Source organism: Desertivibrio insolitus (genome assembly GCF_017355965.1).
Taxonomy (GTDB): Bacteria; Actinomycetota; Actinomycetes; order Actinomycetales; family Microbacteriaceae; genus JAFIQW01.
In genome coordinates this window covers 424,303-446,101 of record NZ_JAFIQW010000004.1, presented here as the reverse complement: position 1 = coordinate 446,101, position 21,799 = coordinate 424,303, and the positions used below count along the sequence as shown (strand labels likewise).

At 69.7% G+C, this 21,799-nt stretch carries 21 protein-coding genes; 7 read left to right on the top strand and 14 right to left on the bottom strand.

Translation table 11 applies throughout. The features are described 5' to 3' along the window. Window positions 1-50: 50 nt before the first annotated feature. Genes JUB10_RS11645 through sufB form a run of 5 tightly spaced genes read right to left on the bottom strand, consistent with a single transcriptional unit; the run spans window position 51 to window position 4,142 of the window. Entirely contained in the window at window positions 51-380 is a 330-nt protein-coding gene (locus JUB10_RS11645; protein ID WP_207456873.1) for a metal-sulfur cluster assembly factor, read from the bottom strand. 5 nt (window positions 381-385) lie between these two features. Then, complete coding sequence (gene sufC, locus JUB10_RS11640; RefSeq protein ID WP_207456871.1) at window positions 386-1,159, bottom strand: Fe-S cluster assembly ATPase SufC; 774 nt, start codon at window positions 1,157-1,159, stop codon at window positions 386-388. 10 nt (window positions 1,160-1,169) lie between these two features. Continuing rightward, window positions 1,170-1,505: a non-heme iron oxygenase ferredoxin subunit gene (locus JUB10_RS11635; protein WP_207456869.1), complete on the bottom strand. Its 336-nt coding sequence runs from the start codon at window positions 1,503-1,505 to the stop codon at window positions 1,170-1,172. Beyond that, window positions 1,502-2,689 (bottom strand): Fe-S cluster assembly protein SufD, encoded by a 1,188-nt coding sequence (gene sufD / locus JUB10_RS11630; protein WP_207456867.1) that lies wholly within the window; start codon window positions 2,687-2,689, stop codon window positions 1,502-1,504. Before sufD ends, JUB10_RS11635 begins: the two co-directional genes overlap by 4 nt. 34 nt (window positions 2,690-2,723) lie before the next feature. Then, complete coding sequence (gene sufB, locus JUB10_RS11625) at window positions 2,724-4,142, bottom strand: Fe-S cluster assembly protein SufB (protein ID WP_207456865.1); 1,419 nt, start codon at window positions 4,140-4,142, stop codon at window positions 2,724-2,726. Window positions 4,143-4,395: 253 nt separating this feature from the next. Here sufB and JUB10_RS11620 point away from each other — a divergent pair, with 253 nt between their 5' ends. Beyond that, window positions 4,396-5,427, top strand: a complete 1,032-nt coding sequence (locus tag JUB10_RS11620; RefSeq protein ID WP_207456862.1) for a COX15/CtaA family protein — start codon at window positions 4,396-4,398, stop codon at window positions 5,425-5,427. A 366-nt stretch (window positions 5,428-5,793) separates the two neighbouring features. On the opposite strand, the gene JUB10_RS11615 is transcribed toward JUB10_RS11620, so the two are convergent. Beyond that, window positions 5,794-6,729 (bottom strand): heme o synthase, encoded by a 936-nt coding sequence (locus tag JUB10_RS11615; protein ID WP_207456861.1) that lies wholly within the window; start codon window positions 6,727-6,729, stop codon window positions 5,794-5,796. A 238-nt stretch (window positions 6,730-6,967) separates the two neighbouring features. Between JUB10_RS11615 and tkt the strand changes: the two genes are divergently transcribed. The 6 genes from tkt to pgl all read left to right on the top strand — a co-directional run bounded on the left by tkt (window position 6,968) and on the right by pgl (window position 15,199). Then, window positions 6,968-9,061, top strand: a complete 2,094-nt coding sequence (gene tkt, locus JUB10_RS11610; RefSeq protein ID WP_207456859.1) for a transketolase — start codon at window positions 6,968-6,970, stop codon at window positions 9,059-9,061. Between the two features lie 69 nt (window positions 9,062-9,130). Further along, window positions 9,131-10,258, top strand: a complete 1,128-nt coding sequence (gene tal / locus JUB10_RS11605; RefSeq protein WP_207456857.1) for a transaldolase — start codon at window positions 9,131-9,133, stop codon at window positions 10,256-10,258. After that, the gene (locus JUB10_RS11600; RefSeq protein ID WP_207456855.1) at window positions 10,255-11,850 is read left to right on the top strand and encodes a glucose-6-phosphate isomerase; all 1,596 of its coding nucleotides are present in this window, start codon (window positions 10,255-10,257) and stop codon (window positions 11,848-11,850) included. Before tal ends, JUB10_RS11600 begins: the two co-directional genes overlap by 4 nt. 43 nt (window positions 11,851-11,893) lie before the next feature. Further along, complete coding sequence (gene zwf, locus JUB10_RS11595; RefSeq protein ID WP_207456853.1) at window positions 11,894-13,435, top strand: glucose-6-phosphate dehydrogenase; 1,542 nt, start codon at window positions 11,894-11,896, stop codon at window positions 13,433-13,435. Beyond that, window positions 13,432-14,394, top strand: a complete 963-nt coding sequence (locus JUB10_RS11590) for a glucose-6-phosphate dehydrogenase assembly protein OpcA (RefSeq protein ID WP_207456852.1) — start codon at window positions 13,432-13,434, stop codon at window positions 14,392-14,394. Before zwf ends, JUB10_RS11590 begins: the two co-directional genes overlap by 4 nt. 34 nt (window positions 14,395-14,428) lie before the next feature. After that, complete coding sequence (gene pgl, locus JUB10_RS11585; RefSeq protein WP_207456850.1) at window positions 14,429-15,199, top strand: 6-phosphogluconolactonase; 771 nt, start codon at window positions 14,429-14,431, stop codon at window positions 15,197-15,199. 69 nt (window positions 15,200-15,268) lie between these two features. Here pgl and JUB10_RS11580 read toward each other — a convergent pair whose 3' ends face one another. The 8 genes from JUB10_RS11580 to rapZ form a co-directional block, all read right to left on the bottom strand. Next, window positions 15,269-15,631 carry an RNA polymerase-binding protein RbpA gene (locus JUB10_RS11580; protein WP_207456848.1) on the bottom strand — a complete coding sequence of 121 codons (363 nt, stop codon included), beginning with the start codon at window positions 15,629-15,631 and terminating at the stop codon, window positions 15,269-15,271. 2 nt (window positions 15,632-15,633) lie between these two features. Continuing rightward, window positions 15,634-15,885, bottom strand: coding sequence for a preprotein translocase subunit SecG (gene secG, locus JUB10_RS11575; RefSeq protein ID WP_207456846.1), 252 nt, complete (start codon window positions 15,883-15,885; stop codon window positions 15,634-15,636). An 81-nt stretch (window positions 15,886-15,966) separates the two neighbouring features. Continuing rightward, window positions 15,967-16,764: a triose-phosphate isomerase gene (gene tpiA / locus JUB10_RS11570; protein ID WP_207456844.1), complete on the bottom strand. Its 798-nt coding sequence runs from the start codon at window positions 16,762-16,764 to the stop codon at window positions 15,967-15,969. Further along, a complete protein-coding gene (locus JUB10_RS11565) occupies window positions 16,752-17,969 on the bottom strand; it encodes a phosphoglycerate kinase (RefSeq protein ID WP_207456842.1) in 1,218 nt (405 codons plus the stop codon). Before JUB10_RS11565 ends, tpiA begins: the two co-directional genes overlap by 13 nt. An 8-nt stretch (window positions 17,970-17,977) precedes the next feature. Beyond that, on the bottom strand, window positions 17,978-18,982 hold the full coding sequence (gap, locus tag JUB10_RS11560) for a type I glyceraldehyde-3-phosphate dehydrogenase (RefSeq protein WP_207456840.1): 1,005 nt from the start codon (window positions 18,980-18,982) through the stop codon (window positions 17,978-17,980). A 99-nt stretch (window positions 18,983-19,081) separates the two neighbouring features. Continuing rightward, window positions 19,082-19,708 (bottom strand): superoxide dismutase, encoded by a 627-nt coding sequence (locus JUB10_RS11555; protein ID WP_207456838.1) that lies wholly within the window; start codon window positions 19,706-19,708, stop codon window positions 19,082-19,084. 135 nt (window positions 19,709-19,843) lie between these two features. Beyond that, window positions 19,844-20,824, bottom strand: a complete 981-nt coding sequence (gene whiA / locus JUB10_RS11550) for a DNA-binding protein WhiA (protein ID WP_207456835.1) — start codon at window positions 20,822-20,824, stop codon at window positions 19,844-19,846. A gap of 52 nt (window positions 20,825-20,876) precedes the next feature. After that, window positions 20,877-21,755, bottom strand: coding sequence for an RNase adapter RapZ (rapZ, locus tag JUB10_RS11545; RefSeq protein WP_207456833.1), 879 nt, complete (start codon window positions 21,753-21,755; stop codon window positions 20,877-20,879). Window positions 21,756-21,799: the final 44 nt, after the last annotated feature.

Here is a 21,799-nt window from a genome sequence, read left to right as displayed (position 1 = left end):
CGAAGGCCGGCTCGAGCATCACGCTCGGCCGGCCTTCTTCGTTGGCTGGGTCAGATCGAGAACCCGAGGGCGCGCATCATGTCGCGGCCGTCCTCGGTGATCCGCTCGGGACCCCACGGCGGCATCCACACCCAGTTGATGCGGAAGGCGTCGACGACGCCGTCGAGAGACTGGGCCGTCTGGTCCTCGATGACGTCGGTCAGCGGGCAGCCCGCCGAGGTGAGCGTCATCGAGATGATGAGGGCGTTGTTCTCGTCGTCCCAGGTGAGGTCGTAGATCAGCCCGAGGTCGACGATGTTGACCCCGAGCTCGGGGTCGACGACGTCCTTGAGCGCCTCCTCGACCTGGTCGAAGAGCTCGGGAGCGAGCGCGCTGACCATGGGGACTACGCCTCCGCCGCGGCCGCGGCCGCGGACACGTAGCGGTCGTAGCCCTCGTTCTCGAGGCGCTCGGCCAGCTCCGGTCCACCCTGCTCGGCGACCTTGCCCGCGACGAACACGTGCACGAAGTCCGGCTTGATGTAGCGGAGGATGCGCGTGTAGTGCGTGATGAGGAGCACGCCGAGGCCGGTGTTCGCCTTGGCGCGGTTGACGCCCTCGGACACGATCTTCAGCGCGTCGACGTCGAGACCGGAGTCTGTCTCGTCGAGCACGGCGAACTTCGGCTTGAGCAGCTCGAGCTGCATGATCTCGTGACGCTTCTTCTCACCACCGGAGAAGCCCTCGTTGACGTTGCGCTCGGCGAACGACGGGTCCATGCGGAGGTCCGTCATGTGCTGGCGCAGCTCCTTGCCCCACGTGCGGATCGCCGGCGCCTCGCCGTCGATCGCGGTCTTGGCGGTGCGGAGGAAGTTCGCGACGGTGACGCCGGGGATCTCGACCGGGTACTGCATCGCGAGGAAGAGACCCGCGCGGGCGCGCTCGTCGACGCTCATCTCGAGCACGTCCTGCCCGTCGAAGAGGATCGAGCCGCCGTCGACGTTGTAGCGGGGGTGACCGGCGATCGTGTACGCGAGGGTCGATTTGCCCGAGCCGTTGGGGCCCATGATCGCGTGGATCTCGCCCTCGTTGATGGTGAGGTCGACGCCGCGCAGGATCGGCTTGCTGCCCTGGTCGGTGTCGATGCTGACCTGGAGGTCCTTGATTTCGAGAGTGGACATTCTGCGTTCCTTACAGGCTTTCGGGGGTGCGCGGGGTGGGGTCGACGAACACGTCGCCATCGACCACCGACACCGCGAAGACGGGGACCGGCTCGTAGGCCGGGAAGTTGAGGGGCTTGCCGGTCTTCAGCTCGAACTTCGAGCCGTGCGCCCAGCACTCGAGGGTGTCGCCCTCGACGAACCCCTCCGACAGCGAGATGTCGCCGTGGGTGCAGGTGTCGCCGATGGCGAAGATGGCGCCGGCGGCGTCCTTCACCACCGCGACCGCGGTGCCGGCGACGTCGACGCGGAGCGCCTCGTTCTCGCCGAGCTCGGACTCGCTGCACACCTTGACGAGATCGCTCACAGGGCACCGCCCTGGGCGAGCTCCTCGACGATCGCCTCGATCAGGCGCTCCTCGAGATCGGGGACGCCGATCTGCTGCACGATCTCGGCGAGGAAGCCGAGCACGACCATGCGGCGCGCCTCGTCCTCCGGGATGCCGCGCGAGGCGAGGTAGAAGAGGTGCTCGTCGTCGAAGCGGCCGGTCGCGCTCGCGTGACCCGCGCCCTCGATGTCACCGGTCTCGATCTCGAGGTTGGGGATCGAGTCGGCACGCGTGCCGTCGGAGAGCACGAGGTTGCGGTTCTGCTCGTAGCTGTCGGTGCCGGTGGCCTCGCGCCCGATGAGCACGTCGCCCACCCACACGGTGCGGGCGCCCTCACCCTGCAGCGCGCCCTTGTAGTTGACGCGGCTGCGGGTGTGCGGGGCGTCGTGGTTCACGTACGGACGCTGCTCGAGGTGCTGCCCCGCGTCGGCGAAGTACACGCCGTAGAGCTCGACGTCGCCGCCCTGCTCCGCGAGGTGCGCGGTCGGCACGACCCGGACGACGCTGCCGCCGAGGGACACGACGAAGTGCTTGAGCTTGGCGTCGCGGCCGATGCGCGCGAAGTGGCTCGAAAGGTGAATCGCCTCGTCGTCCCACTCCTGCACCGAGACCACGGTGAGGTCGGCGCCCTCTCCCACGACGATCTCGACGTTCTCCGTGAGGAGCGCCTTGCCGCGGTTCTGCAGCACGACCGTGCCGCGGCTGTTCGGCGCGGCGGAGATCACCGTGTGCGCGCTCGTCGCGGTGCTGGGCAGCGACGAGCGGGTGAGCACGACGTGCTCGCCCTCCTCACCGGTGATCGCGACGGAGAGCGCCTTCTGAGCGGTCGACCACGCGAGCGCGGCCGCCTTCTCCTCGGGGATGCCCGCCGTGCCGATGAGCGCGTGGTCCATGCCGACCCACTCGACCGAGGCGCCGGCCGAAGCCTGCACGTCGATGTCGGCCGGGCTGCCGTCCGGGGATCCCGAGGTGAGCTCGGTGATCCGCCGGACGGGCATGAACTTCCACTCGAACTCCTGCCCCGTGACATCCGGGAACGCAGAAGGGTCGGTGGAGGTGAAGCGCTCGGAGCGGGTCTGCACCGGGACGGTGCCCTTCCCCCAGCCGCCGTGGCTGTGCTCGGTCAAGCCGTGCTGAGCGGGCGTCGTCTCTGCCGTGGTCATGTAACGGTGTGGTCCTTCCGTGGCCGGCCGGGGGTCAGCCGACGCTGCCTTCCATGCTCATCTCGATGAGCTTGTTGAGCTCGAGCGCGTACTCCATGGGCAGCTCGCGGGCGATCGGCTCGATGAAGCCGCGCACGATCATGGCCATGGCCTCGTCCTCCTCGAGTCCGCGGGACATGAGGTAGAACAGCTGCTCCTCGCTGACGCGGGAGACGGTGGCCTCGTGACCGAGCTGCACGTCGTCGACGCGGATGTCGATGGCCGGGTAGGTGTCGGACCGCGAGATGGTGTCGACGAGCAGCGCGTCGCACCGCACCGTGTTGGCGGAGTGGTGCGCGTTCTCGGCGACGCGGATCTCGCCGCGGTAGCCAGCGCGGCCGCCGCCGCGCGCGATCGACTTCGAGACGATCGACGAGGTCGTGTACGGCGCGAGGTGGACCATCTTGGCGCCCGCGTCCTGGTGCTGGCCGGGGCCGGCGAACGCGACGGAGAGGGTCTCGCCCTTGGCGTGCTCGCCGGTGAGGTAGATGGACGGGTACTTCATCGTGACCTTGGAGCCGATGTTGCCGTCGATCCACTCCATCGTCGCGCCCTCGTGCGCGACCGCACGCTTGGTGACGAGGTTGTAGACGTTGTTCGACCAGTTCTGGATCGTCGTGTAGCGAACGCGGGCGTTCTTCTTGACGACGATCTCGACGACGGCCGAGTGCAGGGAGTCCGACTTGTAGATCGGCGCCGTGCAGCCCTCGATGTAGTGGACGTAGCTGCCCTCGTCGGCGATGATCAGCGTCCGCTCGAACTGGCCCATGTTCTCCGTGTTGATGCGGAAGTAGGCCTGCAGCGGGATCTCGACGTGCACGCCCTTCGGCACGTAGACGAAGGAGCCGCCCGACCAGACGGCGGTGTTCAGCGCGGCGAACTTGTTGTCACCGGCCGGGATGACGGTGCCGAAGTACTCCTCGAAGAACTCCGGGTGCTCCTTGAGCGCGGTGTCGGTGTCCATGAAGATGACACCCTGACGCTCGAGGTCCTCCTGGATCTGGTGGTAGACGACCTCGGACTCGTACTGAGCCGCGACGCCGGCCACGAGGCGGGCGCGCTCGGCCTCGGGGATGCCGAGACGGTCGTAGGTGTTGCGGATGTCCTCGGGCAGGTCCTCCCAGCTCTGGGCCTGCTTCTCCGTGGACCGCACGAAGTACTTGATGTTGTCGAAGTCGATGCCCGAGAGGTCGGCGCCCCACGTCGGCATCGGCTTGCGCTGGAAGAGCTGGTAGCCCTTGAGCCGGTTCTTGAGCATCCACTCGGGCTCGTTCTTCTTGCGCGAGATGTCGGTGACGACCTCGTCGGAGATCCCCCGTCGCGCGGAAGCGCCGGCCTCATCGGAGTCGGCCCAGCCGAATTCGTACTGCCCGAGGCTCTCGAGTTCGGGTCGGTCGATCAGAACGTCTGACATGTGCACCTCTTTCTGCCGATTACAACCGTCGGGTCGGTACGGGCATTCCGCGCGCGTGATCATCGGCCACTCTTCGGTGGTCGAGAACGAATGTCGCGGGGCCTCGCTGCCTACACTGGACGGGCACCGATCGGCGGTCCCCCGCCCCTCGCCGTCCCAACGGGACGGATCGGTGGCGCCGGAGCCGTGCGGTCGACGCACGGTCCGCATGATTCTACAGGTCCCCCGCCCGGAATTGGGAGGAGCGGACAGGATGAGGGACAGCACAGTGACCGAGACCGATGCCCGCCGCGAGGGACCCTTCGCCCGCCTCTACGGGCGACTGCCGGACCGGCTCGGCAAGGGCATCCGCGTCTTCGCCTGGCTCTCGCTGATCAGTCACGTGCTCATCGTCGGAACCGGCGGTGCTGTGCGCCTCACGGGCTCCGGGCTCGGCTGCCCGACCTGGCCCGAGTGCCGGCCCGGTTCGCTCGTCGCGGTGCCCGAGATGGGCATCCACGGCGCGATCGAGTTCGGCAACCGCCTGCTCACGTTCCTGCTGATCGTCATCGCGGCGGTCACGTTCCTGCTCGTCGTGCGCGTGCGCGACCGCCGGCCCGACCTGTTCCGGCTGAGTCTCGCACTCGGCTTCGGCATCATCCTGCAGGCGGTCATCGGCGGCATCACGGTGCTGACGACGCTCGACCCCAACTACGTGCAGGCCCACTTCCTCGTCTCGATCGTGCTCGTCGTGCTCGCCACGGTGCTGGTCTTCCGCGTCTACGTCGGACCGCGCTCGTCGCACCGCGCCGCGCCGCTCTGGCTCGTGATCACGGCGCACGTGACGAGCTTCTTCGTCGCGGTGACGGTGTTCGCCGGCGCCCTGACGACCGGGTCCGGGCCGCACGCGGGCGACGACGCCGCGGCGCGCAACGGGCTCGACCCCGAGCTGATGCAGCACGTGCACAGCTGGCCCGCCTACATCGCCCTCGCGCTCACCCTCGTGCTCGTGGTCGCGTCGCGCACCTTCCCCTCCCGCGAGGAGGGCACCCGCCCGGCCGGCCGCAACGCGAGCCTCGCCCGCTACTCCCTGCTGCTGCTCGCCGTCGAGGTCGTGCAGATCGTGGTCGGCGTGACGCAGGCGCGGCTCGGCCTGCCCGAGCTGCTGGTCGGCGTGCACATGGTGCTCGCCTGCGTGCTCGTATCAGCGATGACCGCCGTCGTGCTCTCGCTCAAGGAGCCGGCGGGCAAGGTCACCGCGGCCACCGAGGACGAGCTGCTGCCCGAGACGACGACCGCGCAGTAGCGGACGCCGCCCGCCGTCGCCGAGCGGGGGCCTCTCTCGGCCCTCCGGTGTAGCTCGCCCGTGAATTGCGGGGCGACGTCCCCGCCGTCGCTCCCTGCGCCATCGAGCGACGGTCCTGCGCGCGCCGCCTGGATCCCGATCACGCACTCCGAACAAGCGCAGAACGAGACGCGGCGGCGCGTGACATCCGGATGCCGCGGGTTAGCGCTCGACCGTTGACCCGATCCTGCCTCGACGGCGTGCGGTCCTTGGCCCGGCGGATCAGCGGACGCGCTGAGTCCTTCGTCCGTGTCTGGGCGTGCTCGCAGCGGCACGTCACGAGGACGCAGTGCATCCCCGGTGCCCGGCTGCGGGCGAGCCGCCGGGCTAGAAGGGAAGCAGCGGGTCGACGCCGACGGCGACGAAGAGAAGGGTCAGGTAGCTGATCGAGGCGTGGAACACGCGCATCGGCTTGACCTCCTCGTCGCGGATCGCGGTCGCGTAGAGGCGGTGCGACTCGTAGAGGAACCAGCCGCCCGAGGCGAGCGCGGTCACCGTGTAGACGAGGCCCATCCCGGCGATCGGCACGAGCAGCAGCGAGCAGGCGACCGTCGCCCACGTGTAGAGCACGACCTGCAGGCCGACGACGGTGCGCGCGCGCACGGCGGCGAGCATCGGCACGTGGGCGGCGCGGTAGTCGTCGCGGTACTTCATCGACAGCGGCCAGTAGTGCGGGGGCGTCCAGAGGAAGACCACCGCGAAGAGCACGAGCGGCGCCCAGTCGATCGAGCCGGTCACGGCCGACCAGCCGATGAGCACCGGGAAGCAGCCGGCGATGCCGCCCCAGATGATGTTCTGCTCAGTGCGGCGCTTGAGCACGAGCGTGTAGACCACGACGTAGAAGAAGATCGCGGCGAGCGACAGGGCCGCGGCGACGACGTTGGTGAACACCGCGAGCCAGGCGATCGAGGCGAGCCCGAGCACCCAGGCGAATACGAGGGCCTCGCGGTCGCTCAGCTCGCCGGTGACGAGCGGACGGTTCTTCGTGCGCTTCATCAGCCGGTCGATGTCGCGGTCGATGTAGCAGTTGAACGCTCCGGCCGAGCCGGCGCTCATGGCACCGCCGACGAGCGTCGCGATGACGAGCCACGGGTTCGGGATGCCCTGGGCCGCGAGGATCATGACCGGTGCGGTCGTGACGAGCAGCAGCTCGACCACACGGGGCTTCGTCAGGGAGATGTAGGCCTTCACCTTGCGGCGGAACCTGGGTTCCGTGCCGCGGGTGCCCTCGTCGCGCGAGGTCGTGGTGATGGCGGCGTCCATGGATCCTTCGAAGGTGGTGGGGAGCGCAGCCAGTCTAATCGGCCCTTTGTTGCACAGTGTGCCGGGAGTGTCATCCGGTGCCTCCCGGGCTTCACTATGCTGAGAGATGCCTGCCGCCGCGCCCACGTGCTTCCGAGAGATCGCTTACGCGCGCGGCCGTGACGACGACGTGAAGGCAGGAGCCGTAGCGGTCGCGTCTTATCCCACGCGACCCGATCAAGAAGGGTCATCAGCACCAGTGACTGCTCTCCAGTGGGAACCCATCGACAACAAGGCGGTCGACACCGCTCGAATCCTCGCCGCCGACGCGGTGGAGAAGGTCGGAAACGGGCACCCCGGCACCGCGATGAGCCTCGCGCCCGCCGCATACCTCCTCTTCCAGAAGGTCATGCGCCGTGACCCCAGCGACAGCACCTGGATCGGGCGCGACCGCTTCATCCTCTCGGCGGGCCACAGCTCGCTGACCCAGTACGTGCAGTTCTACCTCGGCGGCTACGGCCTCGAGCTCGAGGACCTGCAGGCGCTGCGCACCTGGGGCTCGAAGACCCCGGGCCACCCCGAGTACGGCCACACCGACGGCGTCGAGATCACGACCGGCCCGCTCGGCCAGGGCCTCGCCTCGGCCGTCGGCTTCGCCTACGCCGCCCGCTACGAGCGCGGCCTGTTCGACCCCGAGGCCGCCCCGGGTGAGAGCGTCTTCGACCACACCATCTACGTCATCGCGAGCGACGGTGACATGCAGGAGGGCGTGACCAACGAGGCGGCCTCCCTCGCCGGTCACCAGAAGCTCGGCAACCTCGTCGTCATCTACGACGCGAACCAGATCTCCATCGAGGACGACACCGACATCGCCTTCACCGACGACGTCGCCAAGCGCTACGAGGCCAACCACTGGCACGTGCAGCACGTCGACTGGAAGAAGACGGGCGAGTACGTCGAGGACATCCAGGCCCTCTACGACGCGATCGAGGCCGCCAAGGCCGAGACCGACAAGCCCAGCGTGATCATCCTCAACACGATCATCGGCTGGCCCTCCCCCACCAAGCAGAACACCGGCAAGATCCACGGCTCCGCCCTCGGTGGCGAGGAGCTGGCCGCGGTCAAGGAGGTGCTCGGCTTCGACCCCGAGAAGACCTTCGAGGTCTCCGACGAGGTCATCGCCCACACCCGCAAGGCCGTCGAGCGCGGTCAGGCCGCCCACGCCGAGTGGAAGAAGGACTTCGACGCCTGGGCCGAGGCCAACCCCGAGCGCAAGGCGCTGCTCGACCGGCTCCTCTCGGGCGAGCTGCCCGAGGGCATCGAGGAGGCCCTCCCCGTCTTCGCCCCCGGCAAGGACGTCTCGACCCGCGCCGCCTCCGGCAAGGTCATCAACGCCCTCGCCGGCGTCGTGCCCGAGCTCTGGGGTGGCTCCGCAGACCTCGCGGAGTCGAACAACACGACCATCGAGGGCGCCAAGTCCTTCGTCCCCGCCGACCGCTCCACCAAGATGTGGCAGGGCGACCCCTACGGCCGCGTGCTGCACTTCGGCATCCGCGAGCACGCGATGGGCTCGATCCTCAACGGCATCGTGCTGCACGGCAACACCCGTCCGTTTGGCGGCACCTTCCTCATCTTCAGCGACTACATGCGCCCGGCCGTCCGTCTCGCCGCGCTCATGCAGGCGCCGACGATCTACGTCTGGACGCACGACTCCATCGCCCTCGGCGAGGACGGGCCGACGCACCAGCCGATCGAGCAGCTGACCGCGCTCCGCGCGATCCCGGGTCTCGACGTCGTGCGTCCCGCCGACGCCAACGAGGTCGCCTGGGCGTGGAAGACCATCCTCGAGCGTCGCAAGGGCCCGGCCGGCCTGGCGCTCACCCGTCAGAACATCCCCGTCTTCGAGCGTGGCGACGGCGAGGCATCCGGCGACACCTTCGCGAGCGCGAAGAACGTCGCGAAGGGCGCGTACGTGCTCGCCGAGGCCCCCAACGGCACCCCGGACGTGATCTTCATCGCGACCGGTTCCGAGGTGCAGATCGCCGTCGACGCCCGCGAGCAGCTCAAGGGCGAGGGCATCAACGCCCGCGTCGTCTCGGCGCCGAGCCTCGAGTGGTTCGCCGAGCAGAGCGACGAGTACCGCGAGCAGGTGCTGCCCTCGTCGGTCAAGGCACGCGTCTCGATCGAGGCCGGGCTCGGCCTGTCGTGGCGCCCGTGGATCGGCGACGCCGGCCGCAGCGTCTCGATCGAGCACTTCGGTGCCTCCGCCGACTACAAGACGCTGTACCGCGAGTTCGGCATGACGACGGAAGCCGCCGTCGCCGCCGCCAAGGACTCGCTGGCCGCCCTCTGAGCGACCGCCCTCCGGAAGAACCAGAAGACACGGAACGACGGCCGCCCAGGGCGACCGGGAGCAGGAATCATGAGCAACACGGACACCACTCAGAACACCCCGACCGCGGCTCTGTCGGCCGCCGGCGTCAGCATCTGGCTCGACGACCTCTCGCGTGAGCGGATCAAGGCCGCCGGCCTCGAGAAGCTCATCGAGGGTCGCAACGTCGTCGGCGTGACGACCAACCCGACGATCTTCGCGTCGGCTCTCGCCAAGGGCGAGGCCTACGACGAGCAGGTGCGCGAGCTGGCCCAGGCCGGCGCCGACGTCGACCAGGCCGTCTTCGACATCACGACGGCCGACGTCGGCAACGCGGCGGACATCTTCCGCTCGATCTACGACTCGACCGGCGGCTACGACGGCCGCGTGTCGATCGAGGTCGAGCCGGGTCTCGCCCACGACGCCGCCGGCACCACCGCCATGGCGAAGCGCCTGTGGGAGAAGATCGACCGCCCGAACGTCATGATCAAGATCCCGGCGACGGTCGAGGGTCTCGAGGCGATCGCGGACACCATCGCGGCGGGTATCAGCGTCAACGTGACCCTGATCTTCAGCCTCGAGCGCTACCGCGCGGTCATCAACGCCTACCTCACGGGTCTCGAGCGGGCCAAGGAGGCCGGCATCGACCTGTCGACCATCCACTCGGTCGCCTCGTTCTTCGTGTCGCGCGTCGACAGCGAGATCGACAAGCGCCTCGACGCGGTCGGCACCGACGAGGCGAAGGCCCTCAAGAGCAAGGCCGGCGTCGCGAACGCCCGCCTCGCCTACCAGGTCTACGAGCAGAGCTTCGCGACCGAGCGTGCGCAGGCCCTCCTCGCCGCCGGCGCGAACAAGCAGCGTCCGCTGTGGGCCTCGACCGGTGTCAAGGACCCGTCGCTGCCCGACACCCTGTACGTGACGAGCCTCGTGGCCGCCGACGTCGTGAACACCATGCCGGAGAAGACCCTCGAGGCCACCTTCGACCACGGTGAGATCACCGGTGACACCATCTCCGGCACCTACGAGGAGTCGAACCAGGTGCTCGACGCCGTCGCCGCCCAGGGCGTCTCGTACGACGAGGTCACCGAGCTGCTCGAGCGCGAGGGCGTCGAGAAGTTCGTCGTCTCCTGGAACGAGCTGCTCGACACCGTGACCGCCGCCCTGGAGGCCGCCAAGTGACCGTCTGGATCCACGCCACCGGCGCGGCCGGTGAAGCCGTCGAGCGGGTCGTCCCGCAGCTGATCGCGGACGAGGTCGCGAGCCGCATCACCGCGCTCGACGCGACCCTGTGGGGTCCGGACGCCGAGTCCGAGGCGTCGAAGCGCCTCGGCTGGACGTCGGCCGTCGCCGTGAGCCGTCCCCTCGTCGACGAGATCCTCGCCCTGCGCGAGGAGCTCGCCGGCAAGGGCGTCGACCACATCGTGCTCGCGGGCATGGGCGGCTCGTCGCTCGCGCCCGAGGTCATCACGCGCACCGAGGGCGTCGAGCTCACGGTGCTCGACTCCACCGACCCCGGCCAGGTGCTCTCCGCGCTGAACGACCGCCTCGAGCGCACCGCGCTCGTCGTGTCGTCGAAGTCGGGCTCGACCGTCGAGACCGACAGCCAGCGCCGGGTGTACGAGAAGGCGTTCAGCGACGCCGGCATCGACCCGACCGAGCGCATCGTCATCGTGACCGACCCGGGCTCGCCGCTCGACGAGTCGGCCCGCGCGACCGGCTACCGCGTCTTCAACGCCGACCCGACCGTCGGCGGACGCTACTCCGCGCTCACCGCGTTCGGCCTGGTGCCGAGCGGGCTCGCGGGTGCCGACATCCGCGGGCTGCTCGACGCCGCCGAGTCGGCGCTGCCGTCGCTCACGCAGGACGACGCCTCGAACCCGGGGCTCATCCTCGGCGCCGCGATCGCCGGCACGCAGCCGCTCAAGGACAAGCTCGCCATCGTCGCCGACGGCACCCACATCGTCGGCTTCGCGGACTGGGCCGAGCAGCTCATCGCCGAGTCGACGGGCAAGATCGGCCGCGGCCTGCTGCCGGTCGTCTTCGGCACGGATGCCCCCGAGCTCGCCGCTCCCCCGGCCGACCTGCAGGTCGTGCGCCTCGTCGCCGACCCGCGCGCGACCGAGGACGTGGCCGAGGGCGAGGTCGAGATGACCGGTCAGCTCGGCGCGCTCATGCTGACCTGGGAGTACGCCACCGCCGTCGCGGGCCGTCTCCTCGGCATCAACCCGTTCGACCAGCCCGACGTGGAGTCCGCCAAGGTCGCCGCGCGCGGCCTGCTCGACGCGCGCCCCGAGCCCGCCGCCCCGGCGTTCGCTGCGAGCGGCATCGAGGTGCGCGGCACGGAGTCCGTCGTCTCGGGCGTGGACAGCGTCGAGGACGCCGTGAAGGCGCTGCTCGCGCAGCTGCCCGAGAACGGCTACGTCTCGATCCAGGCCTACCTCGACCGGCTCCGCTACCCGGAGCTCGAGGCGCTGCGCGACAAGCTCGCCGCGGCGACCGGGCGTCCCGTCACCTTCGGGTGGGGCCCCCGCTTCCTGCACTCGACCGGCCAGTACCACAAGGGCGGCCCCGCGATCGGCGTCTTCCTCCAGATCACCGGCACGCCGGCGGAGGACCTCGAGATCCCGGAGCGTCCGTTCACGTTCGGTCAGCTCATCCAGGCTCAGGCCTCGGGTGACGCGTCGGTGCTCGAGGACCACGGTCGTCCGGTGCTCACGCTGACGCTGACCGACGCCGAGAGCGGCATCCGGGCCCTGCTCGCGGCGCTCTGACGCGCGCTCTGACATCCCCCAGAGAAAGAAGAACCCACACTCCATGCCACCGGTGGACATCACGCCGGAGTACAACCCGCTGCGGTTGCCCTCCGACCGCCGACTGAACCGCATCGCAGGGCCCAGCGCCCTCATCATCTTCGGCGTGACGGGCGACCTGTCGCGCAAGAAGCTGATGCCCGCCGTGTACGACCTCGCGAACCGGGGGCTTCTGCCCCCGGGCTTCGCGCTCGTCGGCTTCGCACGGCGCGACTGGGAGGACCAGGACTTCGAGAAGGTCGTCTACGAGGCGGTCAAGCAGTACGCCCGCACCCCGTTCGACGAGGACGTGTGGCGGCAGCTCGCACAGGGCATCCGCTTCGTGCAGGGCGAGTTCGACTCCGACGAGGCGTTCGAGCACCTGCGCGAGGTCGTGGACGAGCTCGACCGCGAGCGCGGCACGATGGGCAATCACGCCTACTACCTGTCGATCCCCCCGAAGGCGTTCCCGCTCGTCACCGAGCAGCTGCGCAAGTCGGGGCTCGCCGACCAGGTGGAGGGCAAGTGGCGGCGCGTCGTCATCGAGAAGCCGTTCGGTAGCGACCTCAAGACCGCCCGCGAGCTCAACGCGGTCGTCGAGAGCGTCTTCCCGCCGGACTCGGTGTTCCGCATCGACCACTACCTCGGCAAGGAGACGGTCCAGAACATCCTCGCGCTGCGGTTCGCCAACCAGCTGTTCGAGCCGATCTGGAACGCCAACTACGTCGACCACGTGCAGATCACGATGGCCGAGGACATCGGCGTGGGCGGCCGTGCCGGCTACTACGACGGCATCGGCGCTGCGCGCGACGTCATCCAGAACCACCTGCTCCAGCTGCTCGCGCTGACCGCGATGGAGGAGCCCGTCTCCTTCGACGCGGCCGACCTGCGGGCCGAGAAGGAGAAGGTGCTCTCGGCCGTGCGGCTGCCGAAGGACCTCGCCACGGCGACGGCCCGCGGCCAGTACTCCAGCGGCTGGCAGGGTGGCGAGCGCGTGCCCGGCTTCCTCGAGGAGGAGGGGATGAACCCCGAGTCCACGACGGAGACCTTCGCGGCCATGCGACTCGACATCGGCACCCGGCGCTGGTCGGGCGTGCCGTTCTATCTGCGTGCCGGCAAGCGTCTCGGTCGCCGCGTGACCGAGATCGCCGTGGTCTTCAAGCGCGCGCCGCAGTACCTCTTCGCCGAGGCGCAGACGGCGGCGCTCGGGCAGAACGCCCTCGTCATCCGCGTGCAGCCCGACGAGGGCGTCACGATCCGCTTCGGCTCGAAGGTACCGGGCGCGGGCATGCAGGTGCGCGACGTGACGATGGACTTCGGCTACGGCCACGCGTTCACCGAGGCGAGCCCCGAGGCGTACGAGCGACTCATTCTCGACGTGCTCCTCGGCGACCCGCCCCTGTTCCCCCGCCACGAGGAGGTCGAGCTCTCCTGGAAGATCCTCGACCCGATCGAGGAGTTCTGGGCGACCCAGGGTCAGCCCGAGCAGTACCGTCCCGGTACGTGGGGCCCGTCGTCCGCCGACGAGCTCCTCGCCCGGGACAACCGAGTCTGGAGGCGTCCGTGATCGTCGATCTGCCCGACACCACGACGAGCGCGGTCTCGAAGACCCTCGTCAAGATCCGCGAGGAGGGCGGCGCCGTCGCCCTCGGTCGCGTGCTGACCCTCGTCATCGCCGCGACGCTCGGTGAGGAGGAGGAGGCGATCGAGGCCGCGAACGACGCGAGCCGCGAGCACCCCATGCGGGTCATCGTCGTCTCCGCCGACCGCACCGGCGCCACCAAGAACGAGGAGGGGCGCCTCGACGCCCAGATCCGCGTCGGTGGCGACGCCGGCGCGAGCGAGGTCATCGTGCTCCGCGCCTACGGGGACACCGCGAGCGACGAGGAGGGGCTCGTCACGGCGCTGCTGCTGCCCGACGCTCCCGTCGTCGCCTGGTGGCCCGGCCCCGCGCCGCAGTCCATCGGCCGGTCCGCTCTCGGGCGCATCGCTCAGCGCCGGATCACGGATGCCGCCAGCGCGCCCGACCCGGACGAGGCCATCCGTGCTCTCGGCTCCTCGTACACGCCGGGCGACACCGACTTCGCCTGGACGCGGCTCACGCTGTGGCGCGCCCAGCTCGCCGCGGTGCTCGACCAGCCGCCGTACGAGCAGATCACCGCGGTCGAGGTGAGCGGCGCCGCCGACTCCCCCTCGACGCTCCTGCTCGCCGCGTGGCTGCAGCTGCAGCTGCAGGTGCCCGTGCACCTCGAGTTCACGAGCCGGGCGACCGGGTCGAGCGGCATCCACGGGGTGCGGCTGCACCGGGCATCCGGGATCGTCGAGCTCGAGCGCTCCGTGCCGAACGTCGCGACCCTCTCGCAGCCCAACCAGCCGACCCACGACATCTCCCTGCCGCGCCGCAGCCTCCGCGACTGCCTCGCCGAGGAGCTGCGCCGCATGGGCCCGGACGACCTCTTCGGTGCCGTCGTTCGTCAGGGCGTCGGTCAACTGGAGGTTCCGAGCACGGTAGCCTCGGAAGGGTGAGTGGCTTTCTAGCGGGAGGCGAGGTCGGCTCCCGATGACGAACGAACGGCGGGTGCTGGTTCACCCGGATAAGGCGTCCCTGGCCGGGTCGGTGGCGGCGCGGTTCCTGACGAAGATGATCGACATCCTCGACGAGAAGGAACTCGCGCACGTCGCCCTGACCGGCGGCACGATGGGTTCCGCGGTGCTCGAGGCGATCAACGCCTCGGCCGCGCGGGACACCCTCGATTGGTCGCGCGTGCACTTCTGGTGGGGTGACGAGCGCTGGCTGCCCGCCGGCGACCCCGAGCGCAACGAGGTGCAGGCGCGCGCAGCGCTGCTCGACCACCTGCCGCTCGCGCCGGAGCAGATCCACCCCTTCGCGGCGTCGGACGCCGGCATCGGCCTCGACGAGGCGTCCGCGCAGTATGCGGCCGAACTCCGTGCCGCGGCGCCCGAGGGCAAGAAGGCGCCTGTCTTCGACATCCTGTTCCTCGGCGTCGGACCCGACGGGCACATCGCGTCGCTCTTCCCGGAGCGGAGCGGACCGAAGGTGACCGAGGAGTGCGTGATCTCGGTGCGCAACTCCCCCAAGCCGCCGCCGGAGCGGCTCAGCCTCACCCTGCCCGTCATCAACTCGGCGGACCGGATCTGGCTCGTGCTCGCCGGCAGCGACAAGGCGGGCGCACTCGGCCTCGCCCTCGCCGGCGCGAGCGTGCACGAGGTGCCTGCCGCGGGTGCGCAGGGACGCAAGCGCACGGTGTTCTTCGTCGACAAGGACGCAGCCGCCGAGGTGCCCGAGAACCTCATCGCGCCGAGCTACTGACCGGCGCACACGACGAGAAAGCCCCGCGGATGAATCATCCGCGGGGCTTCTTCGTTGCGTTGCGAGCGCTTACGGGGCCGTCGTGCCGCGACGGGCGCGCAGCTGCTGCAGCGCCTCCTCGAGGAGCTGGGCGGCCTCCTCGTCGGTGCGGCGCTCCTTCACGTAGGCGAGGTGCGTCTTGTACGGCTCGGTCTTCGGCATGAGTGGAGGGTTCTCCTTGTCACGACCGGCCGGGAGACCCGACTGCGGGCAATCGATGACGTCGGGGATCTCCTCCGTGGGCAGGTTCGCCGCGAAGTAGCGGACCGTCTCGTTGCCGAGGGCGTCCCAGTACGACACGGCGACACGCTCGGCGTGGAACCCGCGGTCCTGCTCCCCCATCGGGCCGGCGCCGACGCGCGACCCCCGGATTGCGCTGCTTCCTGCGACCATGGCTACGCTCCCGCGTTGAACTTGGTGATGAGCCCGAGCACGATCACGCACGTGATCCAGACGAGCCCGAGGATGATGGTGATCCGGTTCAGGTTGCGCTCGGCCACCCCCGACGCACCGAGGCTGGAGGTGACGCCGCCGCCGAACATGTCGGAGAGGCCGCCACCGCGTCCGCGGTGGAGCAGGATGAGCAGGGTCAGCAGCAGGCTGGTGATGCCCAGGATGACCTGCAGGACGACTGCGAGAATCTCCACGAAGAGCCTTTCGAACCGTAGTGAAACGGATGTCAGTATAACGGAGCGCTGAAAGACGGCCGAGAGACCGCCTCCGGCGGGTCAGATGCCGACGTGCTTCTGGAAACGGGCGATGCTCGAGAACTCGTCGACGTCGAGGCTCGCCCCGCCGACGAGAGCCCCGTCGACGTTCGCCTGGCGCATGAAGCTCGCGATGTTGGCCGCCTTGACCGAACCGCCGTAGAGGATGCGCGTCCTCGATGCGAACTCCTCGCCGAGCGCGGGACGCAGCGTGTCGCGCAGGGCGGCGCAGACGGTCTCCGCCTGCTCCGGCGTTGCGGCCTGACCGGAACCGATCGCCCAGACGGGCTCGTACGCGACGACGATCTCGGCGTCCGCCGGAACCGACTCGAGCACCCGCGTGAGCTGCGCCACGGGGACGGCGCTCGCGCCGTGCTTCTCGAGGTCCTCGGCCGTCTCGCCGACGCACACCACTGGCACGATGCCGTGGCGGAGGGCCGCGGCTGTCTTGGCCGCGACGACCTCGTCGGTCTCGTCGTGCAGCGTGCGCCGCTCGCTGTGACCGATGATCACGTACGAGCACTCGAGCTTCGCGAGGAACGCACCGCTGATCTCGCCGGTGTAGGCCCCGGAGTCGTGCTGCGAGAGGTCCTGAGCGCCGTAGCCGAGCTCGAGCTTGTCCGCCGACACGAGCGTCTGCACGCTGCGCAGGTCGGTGAACGGCGGGAACACGGCGACCTCGACGGCCGAGTAGTCGTGCTGCGCGTCCTTCAGAGCCCAGGCGAGCTTCTGCACGAACGCGATCGACTGCAGGTGGTCGAGGTTCATCTTCCAGTTGCCGGCGATGAACGGGGTACGGAGCGTGGTCACTGGTTCCATCCGAGGATCGTGAGGCCGGGCAGTTCCTTGCCCTCGAGGAACTCGAGGCTCGCGCCGCCGCCGGTCGAGATGTGGCCGAACTGGTCGTCGGAGAAGCCGAGCGCGCGCACGGCGGCCGCGGAGTCTCCACCGCCGACGACGGCGAGACCGTCGACCTCGGTCAGCGCCTGCGCGACGGCCTTCGTGCCCGCCGCGAACGGCTCGAGCTCGAAGACGCCCATGGGGCCGTTCCAGAACACGGTCTTCGCGCCGCGGACGATCTCGGCGAACTGCGCCGCCGAGTCGGGCCCGATGTCGAGACCGAGGCCGCCGGAGCCGAACGGAGTGTCCTCGATCGTGTCGGCCGCGGTCACGACGTGCTCCGCGTCGGCGCCGAACTTCGACGCCACGACGACGTCGGTCGGCAGCACGATGCTGATGCCCCGCTGCTCCGCCTCGGCGAGGTAGCCGCGCACGGTGTCGAGCTGATCCTCCTCGAGCAGGCTCGAGCCCACCTTGTGGCCCTGAGCCGCGAGGAAGGTGAACAGCATGCCGCCGCCGATCAGCAGCGTGTCTACGCGGGGCAGCAGGTGCTCGATCACGCCGAGCTTGTCGGAGACCTTCGAGCCGCCGAGCACGACCGCGTAGGGGCGCTCGGGCGACTCGGTGAGGCGTTCCAGCACCTCGAGCTCGGAGGCGATGAGGGTGCCGGCCGCGCTCGGCAGCAGCTCCGCGAGCTCGTACACGCTCGCCTGCTTACGGTGGACGACGCCGAAGCCGTCGGAGACGAAGGCGTCGCCGAAGGCCGCGAGCTTCTCGGCGAAGGCCCGGCGTTCACCGGGATCCTTCGACGTCTCCCCCGGGTTGAACCGGAGGTTCTCGAGCAGCGCGACCTCGCCCTCACCGAGCGACGAGACTGTCTCCTGCGCGCCGCTGCCGACGGTGTCGGCCGCGAACGCGACCGGCTTCGACAGCAGCTCGGAGAGCCGGCCCGCGACCGGGCGGAGCGAGTACTTCTCGTCGGGGGCGCCGTCGGGGCGACCCAGGTGCGAGACGATCACGACGGACGCGCCGTCGTTGAGCAGGGCGTTGAGCGTCGGCAGGGACGCGCGGATACGGCCGTCGTCGGTGATGACCCCGTCCTTCAGAGGGACGTTGAGGTCACACCGGACGACGACCGTCTTGCCGCGCAGCGACCCGAGGCTGTCGAGCGTGCGGAGCGCCATGGTGAGGCTCAGAGACGCTCGGCGACGTACTCGGTGAGGTCGACGAGGCGGTTCGAGTAGCCCCACTCGTTGTCGTACCACGCCGAGAGCTTGACCTGGTTGCCGATCACACGGGTCAGGCCCGCGTCGAAGATCGACGAGTGCGGGTCGGTGACGATGTCGCTCGAGACGATCTCGTCCTCGGTGTACTTCAGGATGCCCTTGAGGTAGCCGTTCGCGGCCTCCCGGTAGACGGCCTTGATGTCGTCGACCGAGGCGGACTTCGACGCGGTGACGGTGAGGTCCGTGATCGAGCCGGTCGGGACCGGGACGCGGAGGGCGAAACCATCGAGCTTGCCGACCAGCTCGGGCAGCACGAGGCCGATGGCCTTCGCGGCACCCGTCGAGGTCGGGACGATGTTGACTGCGGCAGCGCGGGCGCGACGGAGGTCGGAGTGCGGGCCGTCCTGGAGGTTCTGGTCGGCGGTGTAGGCGTGGACCGTGGTCATGAGACCGCGCTCGATGCCGAACTCGTCGTTGAACACCTTGGCGAGCGGCGCGAGGCAGTTCGTGGTGCAGGACGCGTTGGAGATGATGTGGTGCGACTCGGGGTCGTACGACTCGTGGTTGACGCCCATGACGAAGGTCGCGTCCTCGCCCTTGGCGGGCGCGGAGATGAGCACCTTCTTGGCGCCGGCCTGGATGTGCTTGCGCGCGTCCTCGGCGTTGGTGAAGCGGCCCGTCGACTCGATGACGATGTCGACGCCGTGGTCGCCCCAGCCGAGGGCGGCGGGGTCGCGCTCCTCGAGCACCGTGATCGGCTTGCCGTTCACGATGATCTGGTCGCCCGCGAGCTCCACGTCGGCGTCGAGACGGCCGGTGATCGAGTCGTACTTGAGCAGGTGCGCGAGCGCCTTGTTGTCGGTCAGGTCGTTGACGGCGACGATCTCGAGGTCGCTGCCCTTGGCGAGAGCCGCGCGGAAGTAGTTCCGGCCGATGCGGCCGAAGCCGTTGATACCGATCTTGACGCTCACAAATACTCCTGGTTGTGGGTCATGCGCCCCGGCAGGCGCTTGTTCTGAGGGGAGGACGACAGGCGCCCGGGATCCGATGGACCCCGGGCGTGCCATCGATTACGACAGTAGCAGCAGCCCGGAAGCGCCCGAACGGGCGGCCTCGAACCGCGCCTGGGCGTCCGCCCAGTTCACGATGTTCCACCACGCCTTGACGTAGTCGGCCTTGACGTTGAAGTAGTCGAGGTAGAAGGCGTGCTCCCACATGTCGAGCTGGAGCACGGGGATGGTGCCGAGCACCGTGTTGCCCTGCTGGTCGAACAGCTGGTGGATGACGAGGCGCTGACCGATGGCGTCCCATGCGAGCACCGCCCAGCCGGAGCCCTGCAGACCGGTCGCGGCGGCGGTGAAGTGGCCGCGGAAGCCGTCGAAGGAGCCGAAGTACTCGTCGATCGCGGCCGCGAGCTCGCCGGTGGGCTTGTCGCCGCCGTCCGGCGAGAGGTTGTTCCAGAAGACCGAGTGGTTCACGTGGCCGCCGAGGTTGAACGCGAGGTCCTTCTCGAGCTTGTTGACGTTGGTGAAGTCGCCCTTCTCGCGGGCCTCGGCGAGCTTCTCGATCGCCGTGTTCGCACCGGCGACGTAGGTGGCGTGGTGCTTGTCGTGGTGCAGCTCCATGATGCGCGCACTGATGTGCGGCTCGAGCGCCGCGTAGTCGTACGGCAGGTCCGGCAGCGTGTACTCGGCCAAGAGGATCTCCTTCTCGTAGCGGCCCGGCCGGCACGGCACACGGCCGTCCGCCGGGAGACTCTTCGAGTCTAGAGAGAGCAACCCGAACCCGGACTGAAAGCTTCCTGACGCGGGAACGTCCGGCCCGTGATCGGGTCAGACGTCCTGGAGCTCGGGCGGCAGGTTCGCGTCGGTGCCGGGGATGCCGCGCTCGCTCGCGCGCTTGTCGGCCATCGCGAGGAGGCGGCGCACGCGACCGGCCACGGCGTCCTTCGTCATGGGCGGGTCGGCGTGCTGGCCGAGCTCGTCGAGGCTCGCGTCGCGGTGGGCGAGGCGCAGCTCGCCGGCGTAGCGCAGGTGCTCCGGCACCTCGTCGCCGAGGATCTCGAGCGCCCGCTCGACCCGGGCGCACGCCGCGACGGCGGCCTGCGCGGAACGACGGAGGTTCGCGTCGTCGAAGTTCACGAGACGGTTGGCGGTGGCCCGCACCTCGCGGCGCTGACGCATCTCCTCCCACGCGGCGACGCTCTCGTGCGCACCCATGTGCACGAGCATCGCGCTGATCGCCTCGCCCTCCCGGATGACGACGCGGTGCACGCCGCGCACCTCGCGGGCCTTCGCGGCGATGCCGAGCCGGCCGGCGGCGCCGACGAGCGCCATCGCGGCCTCGTTGCCGGGGCAGCTGATCTCGAGCGCGGCCGAGCGGCCGGGGTCGGTGAGGGTTCCCTGGGCGAGGAAGGCTCCGCGCCAGACGGCAGCCAGCTCCTCGCGGGAGCCGGTCGTGAGCCGGTTGGGCAGGCCGCGGATCGGACGGCGGCGCTGATCGAGCAGGCCTGTCTGACGGGCGAGGGTCTCCCCCGCCTCGACGACGCGGACGAGGTACTGGCTGGACCGGCGCATGCCGGAGGCCGAGATGACCGAGACCTCGCTGCGCACGCCGTAGAGCTCGGCGAGGTCCTTCCGCACGCGGCGGGCGAGGTTGGCGGTGTCGAGCTCCGCCTCGACCGCGATGCGGCCGGAGATCAGGTGGAGGCCGCCGGCGAACCGGAGCACCGTCGCGAGCTCCGCCGCGCGCACCGTCGTCTTGCCGACCTCGATGCGGGTCAGTTCGTCCTTCACGTCCGCTGTCAGCGCCATGCCGATCCTCTCCTCCCCCCGGGCTGCGGTCGGGGTTCAACCGCGGCCGGGCTCACTCACGTCCCAGGTCGCGGTGCTTCACGTTGACGGCCACGCCGGGCAGGGCACGCAGCTCGCGAGCGAGGCGCTCCGCCATGGCGATCGAGCGGTGCTTGCCGCCCGTGCAGCCGATCGCGATCGTCGCGTGGCGCTTGTTCTCGCGCTGGTATCCCGCGAGAACGGGCGTCAGCGCCTTCGCGTAGGCCTCGATGAAGTCCGTCGCGCCCGGTTGACCGAGCACGTAGTCTCTCACCTCCGCGTCGAGTCCGGTGGACGAGCGCAGTTCCGGCACCCAGTACGGGTTCGGCAGGAAGCGCGCGTCGGCCACGGCATCCGCGTCGGTCGGGGTGCCGTACTTGAACCCGAAGCTCATCACGGTCACCTGCACCCCGGGCGTGTCGTCCTCCCGGAACGCCTCCGTGATCGCGTTCGCGAGCTGGTGGATGTTCATGTCGGACGTGTCGATGATGCGGTCGCTCATGCCGCGCAGCTCGCTCATCCGGGCGCGCTCGGCGAGGATGCCGTCGAGCAGAGTGCCGCCGCCCTGCAGCGGGTGCGGGCGGCGCACCTGCTCGAAGCGACGCACGAGCACGGCGTCGGTGGCGTCGAGGAAGAGCACACGCACGTTCGCTCCGCCGGTGCGCAGCGCCTGCACGGCGGCGTGCGCCTCGGAGAAGAGCGCGCCGCCGCGGACGTCGATGACCGCGGCGATCTTCGGCAGCGTGTCGCCGGCGTGCTCGGCGAGGTCGACGAGCGTGTTGATGAGCTGCGGCGGCAGGTTGTCGACGACGTACCAGCCGAGGTCCTCGAGCGCGTTGCCGACGGTGGAGCGACCGGCACCGGACATCCCGGTCACGATCAGCACTTCCTGCTGGGCCTTCGCCTCGCTCATAGATCCTCTCGCGACCCGATCGGGGTGGGTAAGGGGGAACGGAT

Bases quoted from the DNA above. Each gene is read 5' to 3' on its own strand.
- JUB10_RS11565 (WP_207456842.1), bottom strand. From the start codon at position 17,969: ATGGCGCTCCGCACGCTCGACAGCCTCGGGTCGCTGCGCGGCAAGACG.
- sufB (WP_207456865.1), bottom strand. From the start codon at position 4,142: ATGTCAGACGTTCTGATCGACCGACCCGAACTCGAGAGCCTCGGGCAG.
- pgl (WP_207456850.1), top strand. From the start codon at position 14,429: ATGACGAACGAACGGCGGGTGCTGGTTCACCCGGATAAGGCGTCCCTG.
- tpiA (WP_207456844.1), bottom strand. From the start codon at position 16,764: ATGGAACCAGTGACCACGCTCCGTACCCCGTTCATCGCCGGCAACTGG.
- JUB10_RS11615 (WP_207456861.1), bottom strand. From the start codon at position 6,729: ATGGACGCCGCCATCACCACGACCTCGCGCGACGAGGGCACCCGCGGC.
- tal (WP_207456857.1), top strand. From the start codon at position 9,131: ATGAGCAACACGGACACCACTCAGAACACCCCGACCGCGGCTCTGTCG.
- sufD (WP_207456867.1), bottom strand. From the start codon at position 2,689: ATGACCACGGCAGAGACGACGCCCGCTCAGCACGGCTTGACCGAGCAC.
- JUB10_RS11645 (WP_207456873.1), bottom strand. From the start codon at position 380: ATGGTCAGCGCGCTCGCTCCCGAGCTCTTCGACCAGGTCGAGGAGGCG.
- whiA (WP_207456835.1), bottom strand. From the start codon at position 20,824: ATGGCGCTGACAGCGGACGTGAAGGACGAACTGACCCGCATCGAGGTC.
- JUB10_RS11580 (WP_207456848.1), bottom strand. From the start codon at position 15,631: ATGGTCGCAGGAAGCAGCGCAATCCGGGGGTCGCGCGTCGGCGCCGGC.
- rapZ (WP_207456833.1), bottom strand. From the start codon at position 21,755: ATGAGCGAGGCGAAGGCCCAGCAGGAAGTGCTGATCGTGACCGGGATG.
- sufC (WP_207456871.1), bottom strand. From the start codon at position 1,159: ATGTCCACTCTCGAAATCAAGGACCTCCAGGTCAGCATCGACACCGAC.
- zwf (WP_207456853.1), top strand. From the start codon at position 11,894: ATGCCACCGGTGGACATCACGCCGGAGTACAACCCGCTGCGGTTGCCC.
- JUB10_RS11620 (WP_207456862.1), top strand. From the start codon at position 4,396: ATGAGGGACAGCACAGTGACCGAGACCGATGCCCGCCGCGAGGGACCC.